This is a genomic window from Clavibacter californiensis (genome assembly GCF_021952865.1).
In the GTDB taxonomy this organism is placed as follows: domain Bacteria; phylum Actinomycetota; class Actinomycetes; order Actinomycetales; family Microbacteriaceae; genus Clavibacter; species Clavibacter californiensis.
In genome coordinates, this window is sequence record NZ_CP040792.1 from 1,804,266 (window position 1) to 1,827,986 (window position 23,721).

Annotated in this window: 26 protein-coding genes and 1 other RNA gene; 12 read left to right on the top strand and 15 right to left on the bottom strand. The window is 68.7% G+C overall.

Annotated features, from left to right (window positions below; genetic code table 11):
* Positions 1-30: 30 nt before the first annotated feature.
* Complete coding sequence (locus tag FGD68_RS08820) at positions 31-747, bottom strand: HNH endonuclease (protein WP_220452706.1); 717 nt, start codon at positions 745-747, stop codon at positions 31-33.
* 284 nt (positions 748-1,031) lie between these two features.
* Here FGD68_RS08820 and FGD68_RS08825 point away from each other — a divergent pair, with 284 nt between their 5' ends.
* On the top strand, positions 1,032-2,282 hold the full coding sequence (locus FGD68_RS08825; RefSeq protein ID WP_119372652.1) for a DNA cytosine methyltransferase: 1,251 nt from the start codon (positions 1,032-1,034) through the stop codon (positions 2,280-2,282).
* A complete protein-coding gene (locus FGD68_RS08830) occupies positions 2,282-3,004 on the top strand; it encodes a hypothetical protein (RefSeq protein WP_147361619.1) in 723 nt (240 codons plus the stop codon). Before FGD68_RS08825 ends, FGD68_RS08830 begins: the two co-directional genes overlap by 1 nt.
* A 5-nt stretch (positions 3,005-3,009) precedes the next feature.
* Here FGD68_RS08830 and FGD68_RS08835 read toward each other — a convergent pair whose 3' ends face one another.
* From FGD68_RS08835 to FGD68_RS08880, 10 genes are all read right to left on the bottom strand, one after another.
* Positions 3,010-3,657, bottom strand: a complete 648-nt coding sequence (locus tag FGD68_RS08835) for a recombinase family protein (RefSeq protein ID WP_119372650.1) — start codon at positions 3,655-3,657, stop codon at positions 3,010-3,012.
* Positions 3,654-3,914: a DUF4314 domain-containing protein gene (locus FGD68_RS08840; RefSeq protein WP_119372649.1), complete on the bottom strand. Its 261-nt coding sequence runs from the start codon at positions 3,912-3,914 to the stop codon at positions 3,654-3,656. Before FGD68_RS08840 ends, FGD68_RS08835 begins: the two co-directional genes overlap by 4 nt.
* 242 nt (positions 3,915-4,156) lie before the next feature.
* Complete coding sequence (locus tag FGD68_RS08845) at positions 4,157-4,726, bottom strand: hypothetical protein (RefSeq protein WP_119372648.1); 570 nt, start codon at positions 4,724-4,726, stop codon at positions 4,157-4,159.
* A gap of 68 nt (positions 4,727-4,794) precedes the next feature.
* Positions 4,795-5,031 (bottom strand): WhiB family transcriptional regulator, encoded by a 237-nt coding sequence (locus FGD68_RS08850; protein WP_182480893.1) that lies wholly within the window; start codon positions 5,029-5,031, stop codon positions 4,795-4,797.
* A gap of 55 nt (positions 5,032-5,086) precedes the next feature.
* Positions 5,087-5,374, bottom strand: coding sequence for a hypothetical protein (locus FGD68_RS08855; RefSeq protein ID WP_119372646.1), 288 nt, complete (start codon positions 5,372-5,374; stop codon positions 5,087-5,089).
* Positions 5,375-5,520: 146 nt separating this feature from the next.
* Entirely contained in the window at positions 5,521-6,663 is a 1,143-nt protein-coding gene (locus FGD68_RS08860) for an AAA family ATPase (RefSeq protein WP_119372645.1), read from the bottom strand.
* Positions 6,660-7,388, bottom strand: a complete 729-nt coding sequence (locus FGD68_RS08865) for a bifunctional DNA primase/polymerase (RefSeq protein ID WP_182480892.1) — start codon at positions 7,386-7,388, stop codon at positions 6,660-6,662. The genes FGD68_RS08860 and FGD68_RS08865 overlap by 4 nt, the downstream gene beginning before the upstream one ends.
* The gene (locus FGD68_RS08870) at positions 7,385-7,819 is read right to left on the bottom strand and encodes a hypothetical protein (RefSeq protein ID WP_147361618.1); all 435 of its coding nucleotides are present in this window, start codon (positions 7,817-7,819) and stop codon (positions 7,385-7,387) included. The genes FGD68_RS08865 and FGD68_RS08870 overlap by 4 nt, the downstream gene beginning before the upstream one ends.
* 44 nt (positions 7,820-7,863) lie before the next feature.
* Positions 7,864-8,067 (bottom strand): hypothetical protein, encoded by a 204-nt coding sequence (locus tag FGD68_RS08875; protein ID WP_119372642.1) that lies wholly within the window; start codon positions 8,065-8,067, stop codon positions 7,864-7,866.
* Between the two features lie 541 nt (positions 8,068-8,608).
* Positions 8,609-9,985 carry a recombinase family protein gene (locus FGD68_RS08880; protein WP_119372641.1) on the bottom strand — a complete coding sequence of 459 codons (1,377 nt, stop codon included), beginning with the start codon at positions 9,983-9,985 and terminating at the stop codon, positions 8,609-8,611.
* Positions 9,986-10,160: 175 nt separating this feature from the next.
* Here FGD68_RS08880 and FGD68_RS08885 point away from each other — a divergent pair, with 175 nt between their 5' ends.
* The 4 genes from FGD68_RS08885 to FGD68_RS08900 are packed head-to-tail and all read left to right on the top strand — an operon-like array spanning position 10,161 to position 11,704.
* Entirely contained in the window at positions 10,161-10,355 is a 195-nt protein-coding gene (locus FGD68_RS08885; RefSeq protein ID WP_119372640.1) for a hypothetical protein, read from the top strand.
* Positions 10,355-10,732, top strand: coding sequence for a TadE/TadG family type IV pilus assembly protein (locus FGD68_RS08890; protein ID WP_043587392.1), 378 nt, complete (start codon positions 10,355-10,357; stop codon positions 10,730-10,732). Before FGD68_RS08885 ends, FGD68_RS08890 begins: the two co-directional genes overlap by 1 nt.
* Positions 10,707-11,162, top strand: a complete 456-nt coding sequence (locus FGD68_RS08895; RefSeq protein ID WP_119373916.1) for a hypothetical protein — start codon at positions 10,707-10,709, stop codon at positions 11,160-11,162. Before FGD68_RS08890 ends, FGD68_RS08895 begins: the two co-directional genes overlap by 26 nt.
* Positions 11,159-11,704, top strand: coding sequence for a pilus assembly protein TadG-related protein (locus tag FGD68_RS08900; RefSeq protein ID WP_237609366.1), 546 nt, complete (start codon positions 11,159-11,161; stop codon positions 11,702-11,704). The genes FGD68_RS08895 and FGD68_RS08900 overlap by 4 nt, the downstream gene beginning before the upstream one ends.
* Positions 11,705-11,712: 8 nt before the next feature.
* On the opposite strand, the gene FGD68_RS08905 is transcribed toward FGD68_RS08900, so the two are convergent.
* Positions 11,713-13,020, bottom strand: coding sequence for an MFS transporter (locus FGD68_RS08905; protein ID WP_237609367.1), 1,308 nt, complete (start codon positions 13,018-13,020; stop codon positions 11,713-11,715).
* Positions 13,021-13,095: 75 nt separating this feature from the next.
* On the opposite strand from FGD68_RS08905, the gene prfB reads away from it, so the two are divergent.
* From prfB to ssrA, 5 genes are all read left to right on the top strand, one after another.
* Positions 13,096-14,199 (top strand): peptide chain release factor 2, encoded by a 1,104-nt coding sequence (gene prfB, locus FGD68_RS08910; RefSeq protein WP_104235460.1) that lies wholly within the window; start codon positions 13,096-13,098, stop codon positions 14,197-14,199.
* Between the two features lie 76 nt (positions 14,200-14,275).
* Complete coding sequence (gene ftsE, locus FGD68_RS15595) at positions 14,276-15,967, top strand: cell division ATP-binding protein FtsE (protein WP_394803860.1); 1,692 nt, start codon at positions 14,276-14,278, stop codon at positions 15,965-15,967.
* Positions 15,964-16,881, top strand: a complete 918-nt coding sequence (ftsX, locus tag FGD68_RS08920) for a permease-like cell division protein FtsX (RefSeq protein WP_012037996.1) — start codon at positions 15,964-15,966, stop codon at positions 16,879-16,881. Before ftsE ends, ftsX begins: the two co-directional genes overlap by 4 nt.
* 66 nt (positions 16,882-16,947) lie before the next feature.
* Complete coding sequence (gene smpB / locus FGD68_RS08925; protein ID WP_012037997.1) at positions 16,948-17,424, top strand: SsrA-binding protein SmpB; 477 nt, start codon at positions 16,948-16,950, stop codon at positions 17,422-17,424.
* Between the two features lie 142 nt (positions 17,425-17,566).
* Positions 17,567-17,942, top strand: a transfer-messenger RNA (tmRNA) gene (gene ssrA, locus FGD68_RS08930).
* A 100-nt stretch (positions 17,943-18,042) separates the two neighbouring features.
* Here the strand turns inward: ssrA and FGD68_RS08935 are convergent.
* Genes FGD68_RS08935 through FGD68_RS08945 form a run of 3 tightly spaced genes read right to left on the bottom strand, consistent with a single transcriptional unit; the run spans position 18,043 to position 21,967 of the window.
* Complete coding sequence (locus FGD68_RS08935) at positions 18,043-19,854, bottom strand: ABC transporter permease (RefSeq protein WP_119373029.1); 1,812 nt, start codon at positions 19,852-19,854, stop codon at positions 18,043-18,045.
* Positions 19,855-19,856: 2 nt separating this feature from the next.
* Entirely contained in the window at positions 19,857-20,885 is a 1,029-nt protein-coding gene (locus FGD68_RS08940) for an ABC transporter ATP-binding protein (RefSeq protein WP_119373028.1), read from the bottom strand.
* A complete protein-coding gene (locus FGD68_RS08945) occupies positions 20,885-21,967 on the bottom strand; it encodes an extracellular solute-binding protein (RefSeq protein ID WP_119373027.1) in 1,083 nt (360 codons plus the stop codon). The genes FGD68_RS08940 and FGD68_RS08945 overlap by 1 nt, the downstream gene beginning before the upstream one ends.
* Positions 21,968-22,206: 239 nt before the next feature.
* Between FGD68_RS08945 and FGD68_RS08950 the strand changes: the two genes are divergently transcribed.
* Positions 22,207-23,703 (top strand): MFS transporter, encoded by a 1,497-nt coding sequence (locus FGD68_RS08950; RefSeq protein WP_104235455.1) that lies wholly within the window; start codon positions 22,207-22,209, stop codon positions 23,701-23,703.
* Positions 23,704-23,721 lie beyond the last annotated feature (18 nt).

The following is a 23,721-nucleotide window of genomic DNA, read 5'->3' on the forward strand; positions in this document are numbered from 1 at the left end:
GTTGAGACGGTGGACGTGCGGCCGTGAGCTTTAAGCCTCTGGGTCCGACAGGAACTGCGTTGCCAGCTCGAGCTGAACCTCCTGTCGCTGCGCGTATGGGAGCCGCGCCCAGTCTGTGAAGAGCTTTTCCTTGTCGGACTGCGGCCGACTGCCGCGCTGCATCCACTGGAAGAGCTCGGCCTTTTCCTTGCGGCCCCCTGCCGCCTTCACACGCATCTTGATCTCACCGAGGTCCGGCGGGTTCACGGTCTGGTCCCGGGCGTCCTCGTTGCAGCGCTGACACTCCGCGCGGAGGTTGGTGTCCTCGTCGCCGCCACCTCGCGCAACTGGAAGGATGTGGCCGATGGTCAGCCGGGCGATACGGCCGGGAGCATCGAAGTACTCGCCACCGCCGGGCGTGAAACAGACCTGGCAGGTGTTGCCGTCCCGTTCGAGGATGCGACGACGCTTCGCGCCGGTGATCGCCTTTCTGCCTAGATCGCGCTCCGGCTTCTCGCCATCGTGAACTTTGACGCCAATGGTGCGCAGCAGGTACTGATCGGGACGAAGGCGCGGGTTGTCCTTGTAGTTGTCGATTTTCCAGCCGATCTCCCGCAGGTCACGCATGCGCCGATCAGCCTGTGACACACCGGGCACTGCGGCAACCAGATCCTGCTTCGTGAAGATGTTGCCCTCCCCAATCGATGCAACGAACCGCGCCACGCGCACCTTCGAAGACTCTTGACGCTCTTCCGTATTCATGGACATCCCTCAATCCGGCAGAGACCGTCGCTCTGCTCCGTGACCAGAGTGGATGCCGGACAGTGCCACTGTCAAGCCGCACCTTGCCGCGGCAGCGTCCGGCGCGGCTGCGAGACGTTCGAGGGCAGGAGCAGCGCTCCGCGCGCCTGCCCGTATGACGAGAGCACTTGGCGTAGGATCGAACATGCGTTCGATCGCCCACGTGCAACGTCACAGTGTGCTCGCCAGGCCGTGAGCCTGCGCGAGACACGAGATGATGGTTGCAGGCACCCAGCCCGAAAGGTCACATCATGAACTCACTCCGTGTCGTCGAGATCTGTGCAGGAGCGGGTGGCCAGTCGATTGGACTTCACCGTGCGGGCTTTGACCATGCCCTTGCTGTCGAGCTGGACGCCTACGCGAGCCAGACGTTACGAGACAACACGGACTGGAAGGTGGCCGAGGGAGACGTCGCAGACCTCGACGTGTGGAACCCCCTGGACTACGAAGGGGTGGATCTCTTGGCGGGCGGCGTCCCCTGCCCGCCCTTCTCTATCGCAGGCAAGCAGCTCGGCTCATCCGACGAGCGCGACCTCTTCGCATGGGCTGTCGAGCAGGTGGGGGTCATGCACCCCAGGGCGCTACTCCTTGAGAACGTGCGTGGCCTTGCAGCCCCGCGCTTCGCCGCGTACCGCCAGCACATCCTCGACCGCCTCGCGGAGTTCGGGTACGTGGCGGACTGGCGGCTGCTCCACTCGGCGGACTATGGCGTGGCTCAGCTACGTCCGCGCTTCGTCCTGGTCGCCATGCTGCCCGAGGATGCTGCCTACTTCCGTTGGCCCGAGCCGGTCGCCGAGCGTGTGTCTGTCGGGGAGGCCCTCCGCGACCTCATGGGGGCCAACGGGTGGCCGCACGTTGATGACTGGGCGGCGATGGCGAACCGCATTGGCCCGACGCTTGTCGGCGGTAGCAAGAAGCACGGCGGGGCAGACCTCGGTCCGACGCGTGCCAAGAGTGCTTGGGCGGCCATGGGCGTAGATGGGCGGGGGGTCGCGAACTCGGCTCCTGCTGCTGACGCCCCGCATCCGTCAGTACAGGCGCCGAAGCTCACGATCGAGATGGTCGCACGCCTGCAGGGCTGGCGCGACGACTTCGAGTGGAAGTTCGCAGGACGCAAAACGGCGCAGTACCGTCAGATCGGTAACGCGTTCCCACCGCCGGTCGCTGAGGCCATTGGCAACTCGATCCGTGATGCTCTAACTCACGAGGGCTCGCCGCATGAGCTGCCCGAACTTACGGCCGACGTGCACGATCCGGTATATCGGGCACTTTCTAGTACCCAAGATTTCGTATCGATGGAGCGCTTGATCGAGGCCCTGACTGATTTCAGCCAGGCGTCCGTCGAACGTCGCCTTGCCGTCCTTGCCCGAGACTTTGACGTTGAAATCAAGGAGACGTCGACAGGTGTCGCGTACAAGCTCGGTGAGTTTAAGGGTTTCACGGGTCAGGCTAACCACACACGCCATGCCTACTTCGAGACTCACCGCAACAGGGTCAGCTGATGACCTCCGCCGACTTCGTGGCGGGAGTAGGCGCGCTTTTGCCCGTGCTTACTATCCTGGCAGCCGGGATCATACCAGTCCTAGTAGCCATAGTCACAGCCCGATCTAATCGGAAGAATGAGCAAGCAAAGATTGAGGCCGACAAAGAACGCGAAAAGATGCGACTTGCGCATGAAAAAGAACTAGCGCAGGCTGTCGCCGATCGAGCGGAAGCGGCAGCTCGTCAGTTACGAGCCGACGCGGAGGATGCCGCCAAGAGAGTTGCGGCTACCGACGAGGCTGCCCGTGCCCAAGCCGTCGCCGAGTTGTTCTTTGCCGTGATCCTGTACATTGATTCGCAGGACACGGAGCGAGATACTCAGGTATTTGAGTACTACTTCGCCGAGCGGTGGCCAGGCTTTGAAGTAGACCTTCGTCGAGCCATAGGGGGGTTAAAAGACGGCACCCTGAGAAATCGGCTGGACAGCTTAGTGGATTCGGCAACCGACACGGAAATCCAGACGTTCCATGGGTCGAGTCCTAAAGGTTGGGCCAGGTGGCTCTCAGACATTGCGGCCGATCTTGCTATGACCGCATCTCGCATGGAAGAGCCGGACGGGGAACTCGTCGGCCGCTATAAGGCCTTTTTCGACTCGTACACGGAAGTTTACATGTGGCGCGAGGATCGGCGCGAGGCAGACCGCGGGATGCGTAGAGACCAGCTGCGTCACAGTACGCAATAAAAGTGCTATCCGCTATGTAAGCCGTTGAGACGTCTTTGTGCCTTTGCCACTGCGTTGGCTGACCAGCATGTGCCTGTCGCCGTTTTAATGAGTTCCACGTTAAGCCGCTCCGCGGTGTCGGTAAGGGTATGCGTGGCGCGGAGCGCCAGCAGGCGTTCGCCGGTGGCCTGGGGGAGTGAGGACACCCTGCCCATATGCCTGCCCTGACGCTTGGCGGCCTGCATGGCAGCCGACGTACGCGCCCCGATCATCTCCCGCTCCCACTCAGCCACGCTCATCATCACGTTCGCCACGAGCCGGCCGGTGGGGGTGCTGGTGTCGACGCCGAGGTCGATCGCCACGACTGACCACCGGCGCGCGTTGGCCAAGCGGAGCAGGCCTGAGAAGTCATGCACGCTGCGGCTAAGTCGGTCGAGCTTGGCGACCACGATGCCGTTCACGTCACGACGCTTCGGGTGCAGTCGGGTGAGGGCCTGCTGTAGAGCGGGGCGGTTTAGCGATTTGGCGCTTAGGCCCGCGTCCTCATACCAGACCACGTCCCACCCGTGCGCGTCGGCGTAACGCTGGATGGTGTCGCGCTGGGCGTCGAGCCCGAGCCCGCTGCTGACCTGCTCCTCGGTCGAGACGCGGAGGTAGCCGATCATCGTGGTCATCGGTCGCCCTCCGGCTCACGCACGGTCGGGTAGGCGGGGCAGCACCCCGGCAGGAGAACGTGACCGCAGAGCGCGCACAGCTCGTCCCATACGTCGTGGCCCGGAAGGAGACCGAGCATCGCGCCGTCGTCCCAGAGCACGTGGACCGTTCCGGTGTCGTCCACTTGCTGCACGGTTCCGGTCGTGCCGCTACGGACGAGGGCGGTCGAGTCCGCCATGAGGAGGAGGCGCACGCGGCGCGGTGTGAGGTGTGACATGAAGGTTTTTTGCCTGAAGGGTCCCCTCGTGGCAAACGGCTCCTCGGCGGCGAGCTCACGGTCCTCGGCAGCGGGGCCGATGGCGGGGCCGCACCAGGCAGCCGGGTCTCCTCGCCGCTGCCTCTCGGGTCGGGCAAGGGCTCGTCGGCAGGCCCGGGCGTAGGTGCACCTACAGCAAGAGACCCCTAGCGTGGGCCAGGGGTCTCTCGTGCGGCGGAGGGGTCTCCGTCAGGCGGTGGTTACTACAGCGGCATGGAGTACGTGGCCGAGGTCGAGAAGTTGTAGCTCGGGTCCCGGTCCAGGCCCTCGACCGTGGCCAGGGCGGTGGCCGAGTCTGCGGAGCCCGGCTGGGCCTCACGGTAGGCGTCGAGCGCCTTCTCCCATCCGGAGTTGCGGGCGCGGTAGCCCACGGCGTGCGCCAGGCTGTCGTCCCCGCCGCGGGTCGCGTCCTGCAGCACGGCCAGCGCCTCGTCCTCGTTGGGGATGCGTCGGGCACGGTCGGCGGCGTCCCTGCGGACCAGCACGCTCTGCGCGTCGGTCGGCTGGTTGCCCAGCAGCTCGCGCTCGATCTTGACGCGCAGCTCCTTCACGTAATTCTTCTGCTCCGATTTCATCGCGTCGAGGCTGCTCCGCGTCTGCTTGGTCAGCTCGTCGACCTTCTCGCGCTTGGCAAGGTCCGACGTCATCGGGTCGCTGAGGATCTCCTTCCGGGTCGCGCTGTGTGCGTTCTTCAGTTCCGTGGCGCGCTGCTTGAAGTTGCCGAGGGTGACCGCAAGGTCGCGCTCGAGGGTGGCGGGGGTGGTCTTGCTCATGGTGGTTCCTTTCAGAGGGTGCCGGGTTCCGCCCGGCGCGGTGGTCTTGTGTGAGTAGCCCGCGAGGGTCACCGTCGCCCCTTGGGCGAGTAGATGTGGCCGCCCCAGTACCCGGCCTCGACGCGGGCCGTGAGGGCGTACGTGTCGCACAGGTCGACCACGATGCAGCGCCCGCATATGGACTCGCAGTCCTCGCGCTGCCGGTCGGTCAGGCGGTCTGCGGTGAAGCGCTCGTCTCCACGGCACGCGGGCGCGTTGTCCTCCAGCGTTTCACTCAGGGCATCCCACGCTTCATTGGCGGTCACGGGGTGCGCCTTCCTGCGAGGCGGACATATGAGCCGTACAGCCGTAGTGGATGAGTCACGATGGGCCGCTCCCTGCTCGGTTGACGGCGAGCGACTTGGGGTCGATGTCAGCCACGGCCACGACCGTGCCGTCGTCCAGCTCGATAGCCTCAGCGCCGTCCACGAGGCCGAAGTTCCAGAGCGTGCCCATGTGCAGGACCCCGATGCCCATGTCGTACGAGACGCGAGCGACCGTGTCGGAGTAGACGAGCGGGTGTCGTCCTTCCCGAAGGCGGAATAGCACCTCGTCGTCGACGTGGATGGTGATGGTCTGGGCGGCTTCGGTGTCGTTGTTGTCGGTCATGGTGCGCTTCCTTGTCTGCTGGTGGACGGCGGCCGGGGGTAGTACCCCCACCACCCCCTCTTGCCTGTTTTTGAGGTGAGCCCGCTCCTGTAGTTGTGTGCCCCCCCCCCCTCCTTTTAGGGGGGGGGGGGGGGTACTACTACTCGCTAGGGGTGCTGGGCGGGGCGGTACCACTTGGAACCGCGTTCTCCTTCGCGTATCTCGACCCGACCCGTACTCACGGCCGTACGCATTCGCTCGGCGACGTTGTTCTTGTTGATGCCCTTGATGCCCGCATCCTGGATTTGTCCCGTGTTGCGTTCGCCGTTCTGTTCCAGCAGCCACATGACCAGCCGGTCCATGACGGCGGACTTGGTCTCCTCCGGAATGTCCGTCTTGAACGCCACCCGCCTCGACTCGTTCATCAGGACCATGCCCTTGGGCACACTCACGTCCCGGCCGAACGCCTCGAAGTAGCGGAAGGAGTCGGGGTCGGTCATGTCCTGGCGGGTCACGTTCCAGATGGCATCCGGCCAGCCCTCGAAGCGACTGTCACCGGCAGCACGTTCAGCGACATGGCCGTGGTGATGGGCGATCATGCCCTCGCTCACGCCTGCCTCGACCTTGAGCGCGTCGAACGCCTGCAGGAACGGGCCGCCTTCGTTCGCTTCCTTGAGGCCGATCGCGTCGAGCACAGGGCGCATGGGGTCCACGACGAGCACCTCGGCTCCGGTGTCCTCAATGACCCGCGCCCACCGCGCGCGCATCTTGTCGTCGGTAATGCGGAACGACCCCGCCTTGCCCCGCATGTTGACGACCTTGAGGTTGGCCGTGTTGCGGATCCGCTGGTCCTTCAGCCAGTGCTGAAGCATCCGGTCGGACATCTCAAAGTCGAGCAGCAGCACGCGCCGCGTAGTGAGCACGTCGAAGTGATCCATGAACGGGTCGCCGTCCACCAGCGAACGCATCAGGTTGTGGCCGATGGTCGTCTTGCCTGCCTTGCGCTGCGCCGAGAACATGATGTTTCCGCCCACGGGCCAAAGGTTGTCGATCACGTACCGCTCCGGCGGCATCTTCCTGCGGAGGAACCTCGACAGCGACTCCGGCGTAGGGATCTCCAGTGCGCCCGCCTTGGCCTCCTCTAGACGACGGCGGGCCTCGTCGGTGACCTCCAGCTGCCGCACCTTCTCCTGGACTTCGAGCTCTCGGCGCTCGCCCTCCGGCAGCAACCCGTCGACGTCGGGCACCTTCGGCACCCTGGGCACGGTCGGCTTCTTGCGGACCGGGGTCGTGCTCTTGCGCACGGTCATCTGTGAACCACCTTCCGGGCAGATTCGACAACACGGCGTGCCTCCCGGGGGTTGAAGCCGATGTCCTCCGCGGCGTCGATGAGCAGGTCCAGCTGGCGGTCGCCGGCTCCGGCTTCGTGCAGACGGCTTGCCGCCCACAGGAGGCTGTCGTGGCGCTCGCCCACGCTCACCTTCCGCAGCCACGTGGCCAGGGCCAGGGCATCCACCCCGGTGGCCGTACGACGAGACGCCCGCCTACGCGGCAGCATCAGCGCGACGACCTCACGGGGCAGGCGCGCGATGTCCCGCTGGACCCACTTGTAGCTCTTGCCGGTGTCGGGGTGCGTGCTCGGCGGCATGACCATGTAGCCGTTTGTCTTGACATCGATGCCCTGCGGGATGTTCCCGCGGTACGGGCGCTCGAACGGCCGCATGAAGTACAGGTGCCGCCCACCGTCACGGCGACCACTGATCACTTCCAGGGTTGGCGGCAGGGCCGCCCCGGCGCGCTGCTCCAACTCCTCAACGCTTCCACCGTTGCGGGGGTCCACGTCGAGGACGAGCAGGTTGTGCGGCACGGGTGAGCCGACGTTCCAGTCCTGGTCGCCCCACAGTCGACGGATGGTGTTCGGGTCCGTCGTCGCGTCGAGGTGGCCGTGGGGCGTGACGGGACGCTTGCCGTCGAGCGGTAGGACCGCCCACCCCGCTTCGGCAAGACGCAGCGCGCGGTAACGATTGCCGTTCACGAGTCGGCCTCGGCCCTGGCCGCAACGAGCTCGGCAGCCCTCCACAGCAACCTGTGGAAGCGTGCCTGCCTGCGCTCCTGCTGACGCTGACGTCGAGCGATCCTCCGAGCCTCCCCGTTGGTGACGGGCGGGTACTCCTCAACGACCATGCGCATGGCGATCTTTTCGTCCGGCATGAAGTAGAAGACGCCCTCGCAGTCAGCGCAGCCGTCGTGATGCCCGTACAGGTTGTCCAGGCCCCAGGCCAGACCCGACCTGTCCCAGAACGTCTTCGCTTCCGGGTCGTCGGCGCCGCCGCGCATGTGGACGTACCCGTACGGACCCTTGAACCCCGCCGGGGCAGCGAACAGCGTGCCGCGGGTAGCCCACGGCTCGAACCATGTGATCTTGGGGCCGTTCCTCAGCACGCCCATCGCCTCGGACTCGGTCACCCACTTCTTGCTCGGGTAGTCGACCTCCTCAGGCCAGCCCCCGGTCATCGCTGGGCTCCCCGCAGGAGGCCCGACAGGCGCTTGACCTGGGTCGGCGTCAAGGGCGGGGCAGAGCTCAGGGCACGCTCGATGGCGTCGGCGATGTTGAGCTCAGCGAGATTGCGGCTGGCTTCGGCTCTGCGCTCCGGGTCGGGAGTGCGGTACGCCTGCGCCTTCTCCAGGGCGGCGGACTGTCGAACAGACTTCATGAGGGACTCCTCACGGCGCGAGTGCGCGCCAAGTAGGGAGCCCTCCGCTGAGAGAGCGATTGTCTGTTCAGTTAGAAGTCGACTTACCCGTCAAGCGGGTCGTGAGGACCAAGTGCGGGGTCAGGCTAGCGTGATCTCCGTTTGACCGGAAGCGCGGGCCTCAGAGAGAAGCAAGTGCAACCGCTCCTGCCTGACCTCGGCACCGCATGGGAACTTGTAGCGAGCGTAAATGTCGCCAGTCGGCTCCCAGATGAGCGCAAACGCCTCACCGACCGCCGGGCTGTATGCCTGTCGAGGCTTCCAGGTGCCGTTCCGTCCGTCATCCCACCGCGACACGACGCGAGCGTCATGGTCATGCCGGGGGTTCCGGCAGGTGAGATTAATAGTGGTGGTCACAAGCACTATTGTGGCGCACTTTACCGGCTTGCGCAGGACCGGTAAAATCCCTGGTCAAACGGCGTGTCGCGCGAGCAAAGCGGGATAGGCGTGAGGTAGGCGGGGCGCCGCCGAGCGACCGCTGAGAGACGGCCGCGCCGCCACGCTAGGACCGCCAGGCCACCACCACGCTGTCTGGGTTGAACGACTTGCCGCTGCCGCTGGGCATGATCGTGACGCTCACGAGGGTGTCCAGGATGGGGCGCTTCGTATCCATCGGCAGGGTCGGCCAGACTTCGGCGGCGAGACCACCCAGGAGTTCCGGCGGGACGGCTGATGGCAGCGCCGCGGTCACCTCTGCCTGCGCCTGGATGCGCGCGGCACGGAGCCCCTCACTGATGCGCGAGAGCTGTGCCCCGTCGATCGCGCCTGATGCGTACAGATCGGCGGCGTTGGCCAGGCGCGAGTCCACGGTCCGGACGGCTTGCAGAGCCTCGTGGAGGGCGGCAGGGTCACCTTGAGGGAACAACCCGACGGCATCCGGCATCGCCAGACGGCCGACCACGATACCTTCGACCAGGGCGTCAACATCGGCTTGCTTTCGGCGTACGCGGTGGCACTCGCTGCAGACGTAGCTCGGGGGCTGCCGCTTGGTGTTGCCGTTGGCCTGGACGGTCATCCTGCCAACAGCGCGGACCATGACGCCGCCGCACCGGCCACAACGGGCGATGCCGCTGAGAAGGTACTTCGGGGTGCGACCCGCGGGGGCGGTCCTCCTCTCCGGGTCAGTGAGCAGAGCCTTCAGTTCCTCGCGCTCGTCTTCACTGATGACGCGTTCGGTACTCTCGGGCATGTAGCCCACTAGCTCTCCTCGATGGACCGTGCGTCCCGCCAGGCTCGGTCGAAGCAGCAATTGCTTCAGCGTCGTCGAGTTCCACTGTGCTCCGCTGCCAGGGGTCGCGATGCCTCGCTCGTTGAAGTCGGCACACACTGACCGTAAGGAGTCACCGCGAAGCACCCGCTTCACGGCCTCCCGGATCACCCGTGCCTGCTCAGGCTCAAGCTCGATTGAGTCACCTGTCCGTATGTAGCCGTAGCCTGCCCGAGACGACATGCGACCACTGCCGGCTCGTTGGGCGTTCGCTGCGACCTGACGGGTCGCCTTCTGCTCACCTTCGTACTGGCTCCACGCGGCTACGGTGCGGGCAACCGCCCGGCCTGCCGGAGTAGTGAGGTCTAGCGTGCCTGCCGTAACGGTGTAGACCGGCACGTTCAGGCTGATGACCCGCTCTAGGTCTCGCGTCAGGCGAAGCAGCCGGTCCTGATGCCACGCCACGATTGCTTCCGGCTGCGCCGCCAGCATCTCCTCGAACGCGGGCCGGACCTTTCCGCTGGTGGCGCTGATGTCGTTGTCGGAGTACACCGCGGCCACGTCCATGCCCTGACGAGCTGCTAGCTCTCGGCACGCCTGCTCCTGTCGGGTGACGGCCATCTCCTCACCCGTGCGGTCGAGGCTGATCCGGGTGTAGATGACGCAGAGCATAAAGGTACTTTAACGCCATGCTCGTGCCCCTGGTGTTCCTGATCCTCCCGCTCACCATCGTCTTCGCCCTGTTCCCCGGCGTCTTCGTCCTGCAGCTCGGGCTGTAGGCGGGCACCGACGACCCGATCCGACACCGATACCGACACCGACACCGACACCGACCGAGAGGCACGACATGACCGACGAACGAGGCGCACTGGGCCCTGATGCCACGCCCGGAGCCCCGTGGGACGACGACCGGGGCGACGTGCCCGGCTGGGTGCTCATCACGCTGATGACGGCCGGGCTCGTCATCATCCTCTGGGGAGTGGCGGGTCCCCTCCTGCAGAGCGTGTTCACCCAGGCCATCAACCGGGTCACGTCGTTCTGATGCGCGACGACCGCGGCTCGGCACCCGCCGAGTTCGTCATGGTCGGCGCCCTCCTCGTCGTCCTCGCCCTGTCGGTCGTCCAGCTCGCGCTGGCGCTGCACGTGCGGACGACCGTGCTCGACGCCGCCGCGGAGGGCGCCCGCACGGCCGCGCTCGCGGGCGCCACCCGCGCCGACGGCGTCGAGCGCACGCGCGAGCTGATCACGACGGCGGTGGGTGCGCGGTACGCGGAGGACGTGACAGCGGGAACGGGCACCGTGCTCGGGCACGCGGTCGTCAGCGTCACCGTGCGGACGACGCTGCCGCTCATCGGCCTCCTCGGCGTCGACCGCGGACTGGAGGTGACGGGCCATGCGGCCGTGGAGCGCCTGGGCTGACGACCGGGGCTCGGCGGCGCTCGAGTTCATCACGGCGGGCGTGCTCCTCCTCGTCCCGCTCGTCTACCTCGTGCTCGCCCTGTCCGCGATCCAGGGTGCGGCGCTGGGCACGGAGGGCGCGGCCCGGCAAGCGGCCCGCGTCTACGTGCGGGCGGACGACGACGCGACCGGACGCCGGGAGGCGCGGTCGGCCGTCGAGGTCGCGCTCGCCGACCAGGGGATCGCCCCGGGCGGGATCGCCCTCGACATCACGTGCACGCCGGATCCGCAGAGCTGCCACGCCCCGCGGTCGCTCGTGCACGTGTCGGTGCGCGTCGCGGTCGAGCTGCCTCTCGCGCCGCCCGTCGCCGGGCCGGACGCGCCAGGAGCGGTCGCGGTCCACGGCGACGCGGACGAGCGCGTCTCCGTCTTCGCACGAGGGGGACGATGATCGCCGGCCCGTCGCGGCGTCGGCGCGACCGCGCGTCGATCCCGGCCCTCACCCCGGCCGAGGACGAGGGCTCGATCCTGCCGCTCGTGATCGCGTCCTGCGCGCTGGGTCTCGCCGTGATCCTCATGGTGTCGGCGGCGTCCTCGCTCTACCTCGAGCGCGCCCGGCTCTTCTCGCTGGCGGACGCGGCCGCGCTGGCGGGCGCCGAGTCCTTCGACGTGGACGGCGGCGGCGGCGGCGCGGCGGCGGTCGCGGTCGGCGACGACGGCGTCGCGCTCCCGCCCCTCACGGACGCCGAAGTGGCCTCCACGGTCACGGCGTTCCTCGCCGACGAGCCGACGGCGGGGATCCGCGACCTCCACGTCGACGGCGCCACGACGCCGGACGGCCGCAGCGCGCGCGTCACCCTCTCCGCCACGTGGATCCCGCCGGTCGCCTCCCTCTTCGCCCCCGATGGAGTGCGCATCGACGTCACGAGCACCGCCCGCAGCGTGCTGGTCGGGCCGGGCGCCGCGCCGGTCGGACCCGCGGGAGGCGGGTGATCCGTGCCTCAGGCGGTCGGTCGCGGCTTCCGGGGCACGTAGCGCGGCACGTACCGTACGAGGATCCCGGCGCCGATGAGCCCGAGCACTCCCATCACGCCGCTGGCGACCGCGAGCGACGCGGCGGAGGTGAGCGCGGCGATGAGGAGCGGCGAGGCGGCGCTGCCGGCGTCGCCCGTGAAGCGCCAGGCGCCGAGGAAGGGGGCCGGGTCCTCGCGCGGGGCGAGGTCGGCGCCGAGGGTCATCAGGATCCCCGAGCCCACGCCGTTCGCCACCGACATGAACATGGCCACGCCGATGAACCACTGCACGCTCGTCGGCAGGTCCGGGGTGAGCGCGAGCACGAGGTAGCCGAGGCCGAGGCCCACCATCGACGGCACGGCGCTCCAGAGGCGGCCGAAGCGGTCCATGATCTGGCCGCTCGCGTAGAAGAGGGCGAAGTCCACGCCGCCCGCGATGCCGATGATGAGCGCCGTGTTCGCGTCCGAGATGCCGATGCTCACGGCCCACAGGGGGAGGAGCACGCCGCGGCCCGCGCGCATCGCGCCGATGAGCGCCGCGCCGGATCCGAGCTTCACGAGCACGCCCTTGAACCGCCACAGGGTGCGCGCGAGGCCCTCCGACTCGCGCCCCGCCACCGCGGTCCCGGCCGCGGCGCCGACCGACTCGTCGTCCTGCGGCTCGCCGGCCGTCGCGGCCGCGGCGCTCTGCAGGTCCACGGCGCGGTTGCGGCGCACGACGTCCATCGGGTCGGGCAGCACGAGCAGGGTCACGGCGGCGGCGAGGCACGCGACGACGTGGATCACGAATGCCGACTGCGAGACGCCCGTCAGGTGGATCACGCCGGCGGCGAGGAACGGCCCCACGAAGTACCCGGCGCGGAACGTCCCGCCGAGCGTCGAGAGCGCGCGGGCCCGGTACGCCTGCGGCACGAAGCTCGTCATGAACGCGTGCCGGGCGAGCGCGAAGACGGCAGTCGAGACGCCGATGAGGAACACCCCCACCCCGAGCACGAGCGGGTTCGGCGCGAGGAGGCAGAGCACCAGGCCGCCGATGGAGACGAAGGCCGCGCCGATCATGGCGGTCCGCTCGCCGATGCGGCTCACCACGGATCCGCTCGGGATGTCGCCCACCAGCTCGCCGAGCATGATCATGCCGCCGATGAAGGCGGCGATGCCGAACGTGGCGCCGAGGCTGCCGGCGACGATCGGGATGATGGGGATGATCGCCCCCTCGCCGATGGAGAAGAGGAGCGCGGGGAGCAGCGCCGGGAGCGCCACCTCGCGGAGGGAGAAGGGGGCATCGGGGGTCGACATCGCCCCCGAGCCTACGCGCGGGCGGCCCCCGCCCCGGACGCCGCCGACGGCCCTGACGGTAGGCTGGGCGGCACCATGATCGACCAGGACTTCTCTTCGCGGATCACAGAATTGCGCGACACCTACTCCAACATCCGCTCGGTGATCGGCGTCGAGCGCCTGCAGCAGGAGGTCGAGGAGCTGAGCGCCCAGGCGGGTGAGCCGGACCTCTGGGACGACACGGACAAGGCGCAGAAGGTCACGAGCGACCTGAGCCACCGCCAGGCCGACCTCAAGCGCATCGACGAGCTGCAGCGCCGCCTCGACGACCTCGACGTGCTCGTGGAGATGGCCAAGGACGACGAGGAGTCCGCCGAGGAGGCGGTCGTCGAGCTCGCCGGCATCACCAAGATCATGGACGAGCTCGAGGTGCAGACGCTCCTCAACGGCGAGTTCGACCCGCGCCCCGCGGTCGTCACCATCCGCGCGGGCGCCGGCGGCGTCGACGCGGCCGACTTCGCCGAGATGCTCATGCGCATGTACCTGCGCTGGGCCGAGCAGCACGACTACTCCGCCACCGTGCTCGACACCTCCTACGCGGAGGAGGCGGGCATCAAGTCCGCGACCTTCGAGATCGACGCGCCGTACGCCTTCGGCACGCTCTCCGTCGAGGCCGGCACGCACCGCCTGGTGCGCATGAGCCCCTTCAACTCGGCGGGCAAGCGCCAGACGTCGTTCGCCGCCGTGGAGGTCGTGCCGCTCATCGAGCAGACCGAGTCGATCGAGATCCCCGAGAACGACATGCGGGTGGACGTCTTCCGCTCGTCCGGCCCCGGCGGCCAGTCCGTCAACACGACCGACTCGGCGGTGCGGATCACCCACCTCCCGACCGGCATCGTCGTCACCTGCCAGAACGAGAAGAGCCAGATCCAGAATCGCGCCGCGGCCCTCCGGGTGCTGCAGTCGCGCCTGCTCCTCGTGCAGCGCGAGCAGGAGGCGGCCACCAAGAAGGAGCTCGCCGGCAACATCACCGCGAGCTGGGGCGACCAGATGCGCAGCTACGTCCTCGCGCCGTACCAGATGGTCAAGGACCTCCGCACGGAGCACGAGGTCAACAACCCGTCCAACGTGTTCGACGGCGACCTCGACGGCTTCATCTCCGCGGGGATCCGCTGGCGGAAGTCGCCCGACCGCGCCTGAGAGAGTCCGAAGGGACCCCTCGCCGCGGTGAGTCGATGCGGCGAAAGGCACCTCCCGTGCCTAGGGTCGTACCGACATGATCAGGTTCGACCACGTATCCAAGGTGTATCCCGGCAACCCCCGACCGGCGCTGAGCTCCGTCGACCTCGAGATCCTCCGCGGGGAGTTCGTCTTCCTCGTCGGCGCGTCCGGGTCCGGCAAGTCCAGCTTCCTGCGTCTCGTGCTCAAGGAGGACCGGCCCACGCAGGGCACGATCCACGTCCTGGGCCAGCAGCTGAACCAGCTGTCGAGCCGCAAGGTCCCCTACTACCGGCGCAGCCTGGGGGTGGTGTTCCAGGACTTCCGGCTGCTCCCGAACAAGTCCGTGTTCGACAACGTCGCCTTCACCCTCCAGGTGATCGGCAAGTCGCGCGGCTTCATCCAGGAGGCCGTCCCCGACGTCCTCAACATGGTGGGCCTCAAGGGCAAGGAGCAGCGGCTCCCGCACGAGCTGTCCGGCGGTGAGCAGCAGCGCGTGGCCATCGCCCGCGCCGTGGTCAACAAGCCCGCCGTGCTCCTCGCCGACGAGCCCACGGGCAACCTCGACCCGCTGACGAGCGCGGGCATCATGCAGGTGCTCGAGCGGATCAACGCCAACGGCACCACGGTGATCATGGCCACCCACGACTCCGGCATCGTCGACCAGATGCAGAAGCGCGTCATCGAGCTGATCGGCGGCGAGGTCGTCCGCGACGAGGTCGGCGGCCAGTACCAGACGTCCGCCATCGACCTGCCGCGCACGGCGGAGAACCCGGTCGGCGTGAACCCCGAGCACCCTCCCGTCGCCGCGCCGACGCCGGTGTTCGTGCCCGCCGCGCCGCTCCCTGCACCCGTGCGCCCGACCGCTCCGGCGGAGCCCGCGAACGCCGCGGAGCGCCGCGAGCAGGCCAGGCGCGACAAGCAGCGGCGCGCCGACGAGAAGGCGCGCGCCAAGGAGGAGGCGACCCGCGAGGCCGCCGCAGCCAAGGCCGCGAGGAAGGCGCCGCGGAAGCCCGGGACGGGCGCCGAGGCCCCTGCGGCTGTGGCGGCACCGGCATCCGCCGCTCCCGTCGTCGCGCCCGCCGCCGTCTCGTCCGCCGCTCCCGCCGTGGATGCCGTGCAGATCATCCCGGCGACGTCGCCCGACCGCGACGCCGAGGCCGGGCGCGCGGCGCGACCGGAAGGCGACGACGGGTCCGACCGCGGATCCCGGCCGGCGGCTCCCGCCTACGCTCCCTCCGCGTTCGCCGAGGCCGCGCGCGTGGATCCCGTCCCCGTGCGCGAGGTCGAGCGTGACGCCGAGCGCGACGCCGAGCGCGACCGTCCGGCCGCCGCCCCCGCCGCGGCCGCGGAGGAGCGCCGTGAGGCCGCTCCCGCGCGCCCGGAGCCGCGCGCAGCCGAGCCGGTCCCCGCGGACCCCGTCGAGCCCTCGCGTGCCGACCCGGCCGCTGGGCAGGCCGACGCGCCCGTGGACGACGGCCCGCTCACTGCGCCCGCCCCGCCGAGCAGGCGAAACGGCGGGGGTGCCGCCCCCGCGGCCCCGAGCACCGGATCGATCCGGCGGCTCCCCGAGGGCACCGGCGTGATCCGCCTGCCCGACCTGTCCGACGGCGAGGGCGGATCCGCGCCCGCCGACGGACGCGACGACGCCGAGCTCGCCGAGCTCGGCCTGGCCGAGAAGCTGGGCCTCCGCGCCCGAGGCGAGTCGTCGGACGACACCGGCGCACAGGATGTGGGGCCCACGCGATGAGACTCGGACTCGTCCTCTCCGAGGTCGGCCACGGCCTCCGTCGGAACGTCAGCATGGTCGTCTCGGTCGTGCTCGTCACCTTCATCTCGCTCACGTTCGTGGGCGCGGCCGTGCTGCTGCAGATGCAGATCGGCCAGATGAAGAACTACTGGTACGACCGCGCCCAGGTCGCGATCGACTTCTGCACCGACACCTCGGTGCCGAGCGAGACCTGCGTCAACGGCAAGGCCACCCAGGAGCAGATCGACGCCGTCAAGCAGCAGCTCGACAGCGACACGCTCGCCCCGTTCATCGACAAGTACTACTTCGAGGACCAGGACACGGCGTACAAGAACTTCCAGGAGCAGTTCAAGGGCGATCCCGTCACCGAGCTGGTGCAGCCGGAGTTCCTCAACGAGGCGTTCTGGGTGAACCTCAAGGACCCGTCGAAGTCCGACATCCTGAGCGACAGCCTCTCCGGGCTCGCCGGTGTCGAGAACGTCACCGACCAACGGCAGTACCTCGACCAGATCTTCTCGATCCTCAACGCCGCCAGCCTCACCGCCGTCGGCATCGCCGGCCTGATGCTCGTGGCCGCCGCCCTGCTGATCGCCACCACGATCCGCCTGTCCGCGTTCTCGCGGAGACGGGAGTTGGGCATCATGAGGCTGGTCGGGGCGTCGAACCGCTTCATCCAGACCCCGTTCATCCTCGAGGGCGTGTTCGCGGCGCTCATCGGTTCGGTGCTCGCCAGCGCGGCGACGGTGGCGCTCGTGAAGTTCTTCGTCCAGGGGTTCCTGAGCACGAGGCTCACGTCGATATCCCTGGTGAACATGGACGACGCGCTGCTGGTGGTGCCGATCCTCCTGGGTGTCGGCGTCGTGCTCGCGGCGGTCTCCGCGAACTTCGCCATCAGCCGCTATCTGCGGATCTGATCCTCCGGTATGCTGATGGGCTGCCCGGATCCGGGCGGATACACCTGAACCATCGAGGAGTCCACCGTGCCCAGGGAACGTGGCGAGAAGGTGGTGGCGACCAACCGCAAGGCGCGCCACGACTACACCATCGAGTCGACCTACGAGGCCGGCCTCGTGCTCACGGGCACGGAGGTCAAGTCGCTCCGGCAGGGGCGGGCGTCGCTGGTCGACGGCTACGCGTTCGTCGACGCGGGCGAGGCGTGGCTCGACGCGGTGCACATCCCCGAGTACAACCAGGGCACCTGGAACAACCACCCGGTGCGCCGCAAGCGCAAGCTCCTCCTGCACAAGGAGCAGATCCTCAAGATCCACTCCAAGGTGAAGGAGGGCGGCTACACGGTCGTCCCGCTGCAGCTCTACTTCGTCGACGGCCGCGCCAAGGTCGAGCTCGCCATCGCGAAGGGCAAGAAGGAGTACGACAAGCGCCAGACGCTGCGCGAGCGACAGGACAAGCGCGAGGCGGACCGGGCGATGTCGTCCCACCGCCGCCTCGGCGAGTAGCTCGCTCCTCCCGGTGGTGCGACCGTCAGCGGTCGGCTAACATGGAGGGCTGGTCGTGCGTGCGCGATCGGCGATTGACAACTCGACAGCGTGGAACATGCGACCCGGCTCGGGCGCCTCACGGAGGCGCTGGGCCGTTCATGGGGATGATCGGTTTCGACATTGCCTGAATGACTGCGAGAAGCGGGTCGAGGATGCAGGGCTATCTCGTAAACGCTCTCTGCAAAATACAACTGCCAATAACAAGCAGTCGTCCTTCGCTCTCGCTGCCTAAGCGAGCGCACTAACAGGACCGTCGACCCGGGGATGCTCTCTAACCGGTAAGTCGGCGTCAGAAAAGGGAGCTCGCTGCGCGGTCGTGCCTCAGGGCCGCGTGGGACTCGAACTGAGGCTGGGCCCGTCGGATCAGATGCCAGGAGCAAGTTCCGGGGCCGAGCAGGACGCCTTTCCTGGATACACCCGTAGAAGGCGCAGGATTACAGCAGTGGACCGGGGTTCGATTCCCCGCATCTCCACCATCGCGTCGCATGCTCCACGCTCGTCGAGGGTACGGATCCGTCCGGCACGACGAAGGCCCCGTCCACCCGGACGGGGCCTTCGTCGCGTTCGACGTGGGGATCAGCCCATCGGCGTGCGCGGCGCCGTCATGGCGGGCGCTCCCGGATCCGACGTGGCGAGGGCCGGCGCCGTCGTCTCCAGCGCGGGCGAGCTCGTCCGCCCGCGTCGCCGCTTCCGCCCGCCCGAGCGCCCGTACACGAGGTACATCGTGAGCCCCATGATGATCATGAGCAGGACCGTGTAGACGAACGTGATGCTCATGGAGTCGAGGTTGGCCTCGCCCTCGGTGCTCGCCTTGATGGCGATGCCGAGCGGCTCGTACAGCGGCTGGTAGAGGAACACCGCCGCGTCGTAGTCGTCGAGCAGGCTGTTGAAGTTGAGCGCCGTGATGGCGGCGACCGTGGGGATCACGAGCGGCACCAGCACCCGCCGGAACGTCGTGAGCGACTTCGCGCCGAGGATCCGCGCCGCGTCCTCGAGCGACTGCGGCACGCTCGCGAACGCCGCCTTGAGCAGGCGCAGGGTGAACGGCACCTTGACGATGATGTAGGCCACGAGCAGCAGCCAGGTCGTGCCCGTGAGCACCTGCCCGCCGATGAGCGGCTGGGCCCGGTCGAACGTCTGCAGCAGTGCGAGCGCGATGAGGATGGTCGGCAGGATCCATGGGATGTGCAGCAGGTACTCGAGCGTCGCGGTGACCCAGTTGCGGTTGCGCTGGATCATGCGCGCGACGAACAGGAGGCCTGCCACGACGATCACGGCGGCCAGCGCGCTGTAGACGAGGCTCACGACGAAGGGGCGCAGCACGTCGGGGGAGCCGAGGACGGTCGCGTAGTTCCGCAGCGTGAACGAGTCCAGCGTGATCGTGCCCGTCTGCACGCTCTTCGAGTCGAGGAACGAGAACAGCACGATGAGGATGACGGGGAGCGCGTAGACCACGAACAGGGCGTAGGCGACGACGTGCACGACGCCGTTCACGATCGGGTTCCGGATGCGCTGCTTCTGCAGCGGCGTCGCGACCTTGGCCACCGAGAAGTACACGCCCGACTTCTCGACGCGGTTCATGATCGCCAGCAGCACGATCGTGGCGACGCCCAGCACGATCGCGAGGAGCGCCGCGAGGTCGCGGGAGCTCGTGCTCTTGGAGAACGTGACGATCATGGGCGCCACCGTCTGGAAGCCCGTGCCGCCGAGCACCAGGGGAGCGGTGAGCGCCCCGAGGCCCGTGAGGAAAGTGAGCACGGTGACCGCGAAGATCATGGGCCGCAGCGCCGGCAGCACGATGCGGAAGAGGATGCGCCCGGTGCCCGCGCCCATGCTCCGGGCCGCCTCGATGGTCTGGTGGTCGATCGCCGCGAGAGACGAGCGGAGGAAGAGCATGTGGTTCGTGGTGGTGGCGAAGGTCATCACGATGACGACCGCGAAGTAGCCCGAGAACCAGTCGGGGTCGAGGTCGGGGAACGCGCGCTGGGCGAGCGCCGTGACGAACCCGTAGCGGCCGTAGATGAAGTTGTACCCTGCCGCGAGCACGATGCCGCCGTAGATGAGCGTCGTGGCGTAGCCGAGCCAGAGCACGCGGGATCCGCGCACCACGAAGTACTCGGTCACCAGCACGATGAAGATGCCGACCACGTTGACCGTGATCGCGAGGGTGACGGCGAGCAGGAGGCTGTTGCCGACGCTCCGCATCGCCCGGTCGGAGCTCAGGAGCTTCTCGAGCGCGCGACCGCTGAAAGCGCCGTCGGGGAAGAAGGTCGTGACGAGCAGGTTCGCGTTCGGGAACACGAGGAACGTGACGACGAACCAGAGCGCGGCGATGAGCACCACGACGCCGAGGGGCGAGCGCAGCAGGGCGCGGACGGGGGTGCGCACGGCTACGACCGGTACTGCAGGATCGCGGCCGGGTCGATGCCCACGACGACCTCGGTGCCGGGCGTGAGCGGCGGGGCACCCGTCTCGGCGACGAGCGCCTGGACGGCGTCGTCCCCGAGGTCGACCCGGTAGGTGCTGTAGGACCCGTGATACGACCGCTCGGCGACCACGCCGTCGATGCGCACGCGGCCCGCGTCCGCCGGGGTGGCCCCGCGCGGATCCACCGACACGCGCTCCAGGCGCACGTAGGCGCGGCTCGAGGCGTCGAGGTCGGTCGCGCCGGCGTCGCGGAGGCGGGACACCGTGGCGGGGCCGAGCGCGTTGATGGCGCCGACGAACGTGGCGACGAACTCGGTGGCCGAGCGGTCGTAGATGTCCTCCGGGGTGCCGACCTGCTCGATCCGCCCCGCGTCGAAGACGGCGATGCGGTCGCTCATGGTGAGCGCCTCCTCCTGGTCGTGCGTGACGTACACGGTCGTGATGCCCAGGCGCGACTGCAGGCCCTTCAGCTGGTCGCGCAGCTGCACGCGGAGCTTGGCGTCGAGGTTGGAGAGCGGCTCGTCGAGCAGCAGGATCCGCGGCTCGAGCACGAGCGCCCGCGCGATGGCGACGCGCTGCTGCTGGCCGCCCGAGAGCTCCGCCACGTTCTTGTCGAGCTGCGCCTCGCTCAGCTCGACCTGGTCGGCCATGGCGCGCACGAGCCGGTCGGTCTCGGCTTTACCGGCCTTCCGCACCGTGAGGCCGAACGCGATGTTCTGCCGCACCGACATGCTGGGGAAGAGGGCGTAGTTCTGGAACACCATGCCCACGCGGCGCTTCTCGCTCGGCAGCCGCGTGGCGACCTGGCCGTCGATGACGATGTCTCCGCGGCACGGGTCGACGAAGCCGGCGAGGGTCCGCAGCGCCGTCGTCTTGCCGCAGCCGGACGGCCCGAGGAGCGTGAAGAACTCGCCCTCGTGGATCTCGAGGTCGAGCCCGGGGATCGCCACCTGGTCGCCGAAGCGCACCTCGACGTCGTCGAAGCGGATCATCAGGGCAGGTACTCCAGCTCGGTCTTCTCGACCCAGTCGGCGATGTGCTCGCGCACGAAGCCGTAGTCGACGTCCTGCTTGTCGAGCGACTCGATGAGCTCCTTCACGGCAGGCAGCGCCTTCTCGCGCGCGGTCGTGCTGACCGGATAGCTCGAGAACTGCTCCGCGAAGGCCCCCTGGACGTCGGCGCTGCCGAACCAGTCGATGAACGCGCGGGCGTGCTCCTCCTTCTTCGTGCCGGCGATCTCGGCGATCTGCTCGGTGACGAACGGGACGCCCGCCTTCGCGGGCACGATCTCGGTGGTGGTGCCGTACTGCGCGTCGCGCGCCGCGATGCCGCTCGAGGCGAGCGTGCCGAACGCGACCTCGCCGCGGGAGAGGCGGGCGTAGAGGTCCGTGCCCTCGACCGCGGGGGATCCGTTCGCGAAGTAGTCCTTCACGACCTGCCAGCCGGCGTCGCTGATGCCGAGGTCGCCGTCCGGGTCCTCGTAGGGCGCGAGGAGGCCCGCGAGGATGAGCTGCGGGGTCGCCTCGCCGAGGCGCGTGTTCACCTCGTACTCGCCCTCGTGCTTCGACGAGTAGAGGTCGGTGACGTCCTTCGGCACGTCGCCGCCCGAGGTCTGCTTCGCATCGTGCACGGTGACGATCGCCTGCTCCACGAGCGGCCAGTACGCGCCGTCGGCGGGATCGCCCGCGGCCTGGTCGACCTCGCCCGACCACGCGGGCGTGTACGCGGTGATCGCGTCCTCCGCCTTGAGGTTCTCGAAGTACATGTTGTTGAGGCCGAACACCACGTCCCCGACGGGGTTGTTCTTCTCCGCCACGATGCGGTTCGCGAGGTCGGCACCGCCGAGTCCCACGATCTGGATGTCGAAGCCCGCCTTCGCCGCCTCGGCCGTGACCCAGTCGCCACGGCCGTCGCCGTTGGAGTTCGTGTAGACGATGAGCGTGTCGCCGGAGGCGGGGGAGACGGCGGGGTCCGCGGTGCCGCTGTCGGGGGACGACCCGCATCCGCTGAGGGCGAGCCCCGCCGCGACGACGGCGGCGAGGGAGACGGTGAGACGGCGGGCGCGGTTCTTCATGGTGTCCTCTCGGAGGGAGCACGTCGATGTGCTCGCAGGGCGATCGCGCCGGATGGACACGAAGTCCCCACCATATGAGCGGGGTGCCCGGCCTCCCGGCCCGGCTGTCGCTGTTGGCTCGTTGTTCAGCAGAGGGACACCGGCACGATCCCCCCGGATGAGGAGCAGGCTGGTCGAGGCAGGTCGCCACCGCTCGCGGGAGCGGGAATACATAGCCCGTGTATGGGATTCGATACCTCATGACCGGACGCACACCCGCGGGCACGACCCCGACCTCGACCGACGACCAGGACCGCACCCGCTGGCAGGCCTTCTGGGTCTGCGTCGGCGTCGCGGCGCTCACCATCCTCGATCTGTCGAAGGTCAACGTCGGCCTGCCGTCGATCGAGGAGTCCCTCGGCGCCGGATCCACCGACCTGCAGCTCATCGTCGCCGGCTACGCCCTCGCGTTCGGCCTGGCCCTCGTGCCCGCCGGCCGCCTCGGCGACATCCGCAGCCGCCGGCTCATGTTCGTGGTCGGCCTCAGCTCCTTCACGATCGCCAGCCTGCTCTGCGCCATCGCGCCGGACGTGAAGACCCTCGTGGTCGCGCGGATCCTGCAGGGCGTCGCCGCCGGCATCCAGATGCCGCAGGTGCTCGGCCTCATCCAGCAGCTCTTCCAGGGCGAGGAGCGGGCGCGCGCATTCGGCCTGTTCGGCGCCGTCGTCGGCATCGCGACCGCGTTCGGGCCGACCCTCGGCGGCCTGCTGATCCAGCTCGGCGGCCCCGAGGACGGCTGGCGCCTGCTGTTCTGGATGAACATCCCGCTCGGCATCGTCGCCATCGCGTTCGCGCTCAAGCTGCTGCCGCGCAGGCAGGCCCGGCCCCAGCAGAAGACGGGCCTCGATCCGGTCGGCATCGTGCTGCTCGCGATCGCCACGTTCTCGCTCATGCTGCCGTTCGTGCTCACGACGGGCGGGCCCGACGACGACCCGCTCCGGTGGATCTGGCTCGCCGCGGCGGTGGTCGCGGCAGCGCTCTTCGTCGCGTGGGAGCGGCGCTACGAGCGGTCGGGGAAGTCGCCCGTGGTGCACTTCGCGCTCTTCACGCTCTCCTCGTACCGCAACGGGATCCTCATCGCCACCGCGTACTTCGCCGCCATCCCCGCGGTGTTCCTGCTCACGACGCTGTACCTGCAGCAGGGCCTCGGCCTCGCGCCCGTGTTCGCCGGCATGGTCAGCATCCCGTTCGCGCTGTCGTCCGCGGTCACCGCGTGGATCGGCGGGCGCCTCGTCTCGCGCCTCGGACGCCAGCTGGTGGTGATCGGGCTCGCGATCGTCGCGGTCGGCATCACCCTGCTGCTCCTGGCCGCCGTGCTCACGCCGCAGGAGGCGACGCCGTGGGCGATGGCCGCGGCGATGCTCGTCGCGGGCGTCGGGGCGGGCTTCGTGATCTCGCCGAACCAGACGCTCACGCTCGCCGAGATCCCGGTGACCGAGGGCGGCGTCGCCGGATCCATGGCCCAGGTCGGCCAGCGCGTCGGCACGGCCGTGGGCGTCGCGGCCGCGTCCGCCACCTTCTTCAGCACGCTCTACGCGGAGGCCGCGGGCGGCGGCGACGCGAGCCTCGCGGTGTACCACGACGGGTTCCGCAACGGCTTCCTCGTGACGATCGCCCTGGTCGCCGTGGCCCTCACGCTCGGCCTGGTCGACCTCGGCCAGCGCCGCCGTCGCCGGGAGCGCGCCGCGACCGCCTGAGCGGGAGGCACGGCGGGC

Excerpts from the sequence above, each read along its gene's own strand:
- FGD68_RS08900 (WP_237609366.1), top strand. The coding sequence starts at position 11,159 with ATGATCGCCGGCCCGTCGCGGCGTCGGCGCGACCGCGCGTCGATCCCG.
- FGD68_RS08885 (WP_119372640.1), top strand. The coding sequence starts at position 10,161 with ATGACCGACGAACGAGGCGCACTGGGCCCTGATGCCACGCCCGGAGCC.
- FGD68_RS08820 (WP_220452706.1), bottom strand. The coding sequence starts at position 747 with ATGTCCATGAATACGGAAGAGCGTCAAGAGTCTTCGAAGGTGCGCGTG.
- FGD68_RS08845 (WP_119372648.1), bottom strand. The coding sequence starts at position 4,726 with ATGAGCAAGACCACCCCCGCCACCCTCGAGCGCGACCTTGCGGTCACC.
- prfB (WP_104235460.1), top strand. The coding sequence starts at position 13,096 with ATGATCGACCAGGACTTCTCTTCGCGGATCACAGAATTGCGCGACACC.
- FGD68_RS08875 (WP_119372642.1), bottom strand. The coding sequence starts at position 8,067 with ATGAAGTCTGTTCGACAGTCCGCCGCCCTGGAGAAGGCGCAGGCGTAC.
- FGD68_RS08835 (WP_119372650.1), bottom strand. The coding sequence starts at position 3,657 with ATGACCACGATGATCGGCTACCTCCGCGTCTCGACCGAGGAGCAGGTC.
- FGD68_RS08940 (WP_119373028.1), bottom strand. The coding sequence starts at position 20,885 with ATGATCCGCTTCGACGACGTCGAGGTGCGCTTCGGCGACCAGGTGGCG.
- FGD68_RS08860 (WP_119372645.1), bottom strand. The coding sequence starts at position 6,663 with ATGACCGTGCGCAAGAGCACGACCCCGGTCCGCAAGAAGCCGACCGTG.
- FGD68_RS08895 (WP_119373916.1), top strand. The coding sequence starts at position 10,707 with ATGCGGCCGTGGAGCGCCTGGGCTGACGACCGGGGCTCGGCGGCGCTC.
- FGD68_RS08890 (WP_043587392.1), top strand. The coding sequence starts at position 10,355 with ATGCGCGACGACCGCGGCTCGGCACCCGCCGAGTTCGTCATGGTCGGC.
- FGD68_RS08950 (WP_104235455.1), top strand. The coding sequence starts at position 22,207 with ATGACCGGACGCACACCCGCGGGCACGACCCCGACCTCGACCGACGAC.
- FGD68_RS08825 (WP_119372652.1), top strand. The coding sequence starts at position 1,032 with ATGAACTCACTCCGTGTCGTCGAGATCTGTGCAGGAGCGGGTGGCCAG.
- ftsE (WP_394803860.1), top strand. The coding sequence starts at position 14,276 with ATGATCAGGTTCGACCACGTATCCAAGGTGTATCCCGGCAACCCCCGA.
- FGD68_RS08840 (WP_119372649.1), bottom strand. The coding sequence starts at position 3,914 with ATGTCACACCTCACACCGCGCCGCGTGCGCCTCCTCCTCATGGCGGAC.
- FGD68_RS08945 (WP_119373027.1), bottom strand. The coding sequence starts at position 21,967 with ATGAAGAACCGCGCCCGCCGTCTCACCGTCTCCCTCGCCGCCGTCGTC.
- FGD68_RS08880 (WP_119372641.1), bottom strand. The coding sequence starts at position 9,985 with ATGCTCTGCGTCATCTACACCCGGATCAGCCTCGACCGCACGGGTGAG.
- FGD68_RS08905 (WP_237609367.1), bottom strand. The coding sequence starts at position 13,020 with ATGTCGACCCCCGATGCCCCCTTCTCCCTCCGCGAGGTGGCGCTCCCG.
- FGD68_RS08830 (WP_147361619.1), top strand. The coding sequence starts at position 2,282 with ATGACCTCCGCCGACTTCGTGGCGGGAGTAGGCGCGCTTTTGCCCGTG.
- FGD68_RS08855 (WP_119372646.1), bottom strand. The coding sequence starts at position 5,374 with ATGACCGACAACAACGACACCGAAGCCGCCCAGACCATCACCATCCAC.
- ftsX (WP_012037996.1), top strand. The coding sequence starts at position 15,964 with ATGAGACTCGGACTCGTCCTCTCCGAGGTCGGCCACGGCCTCCGTCGG.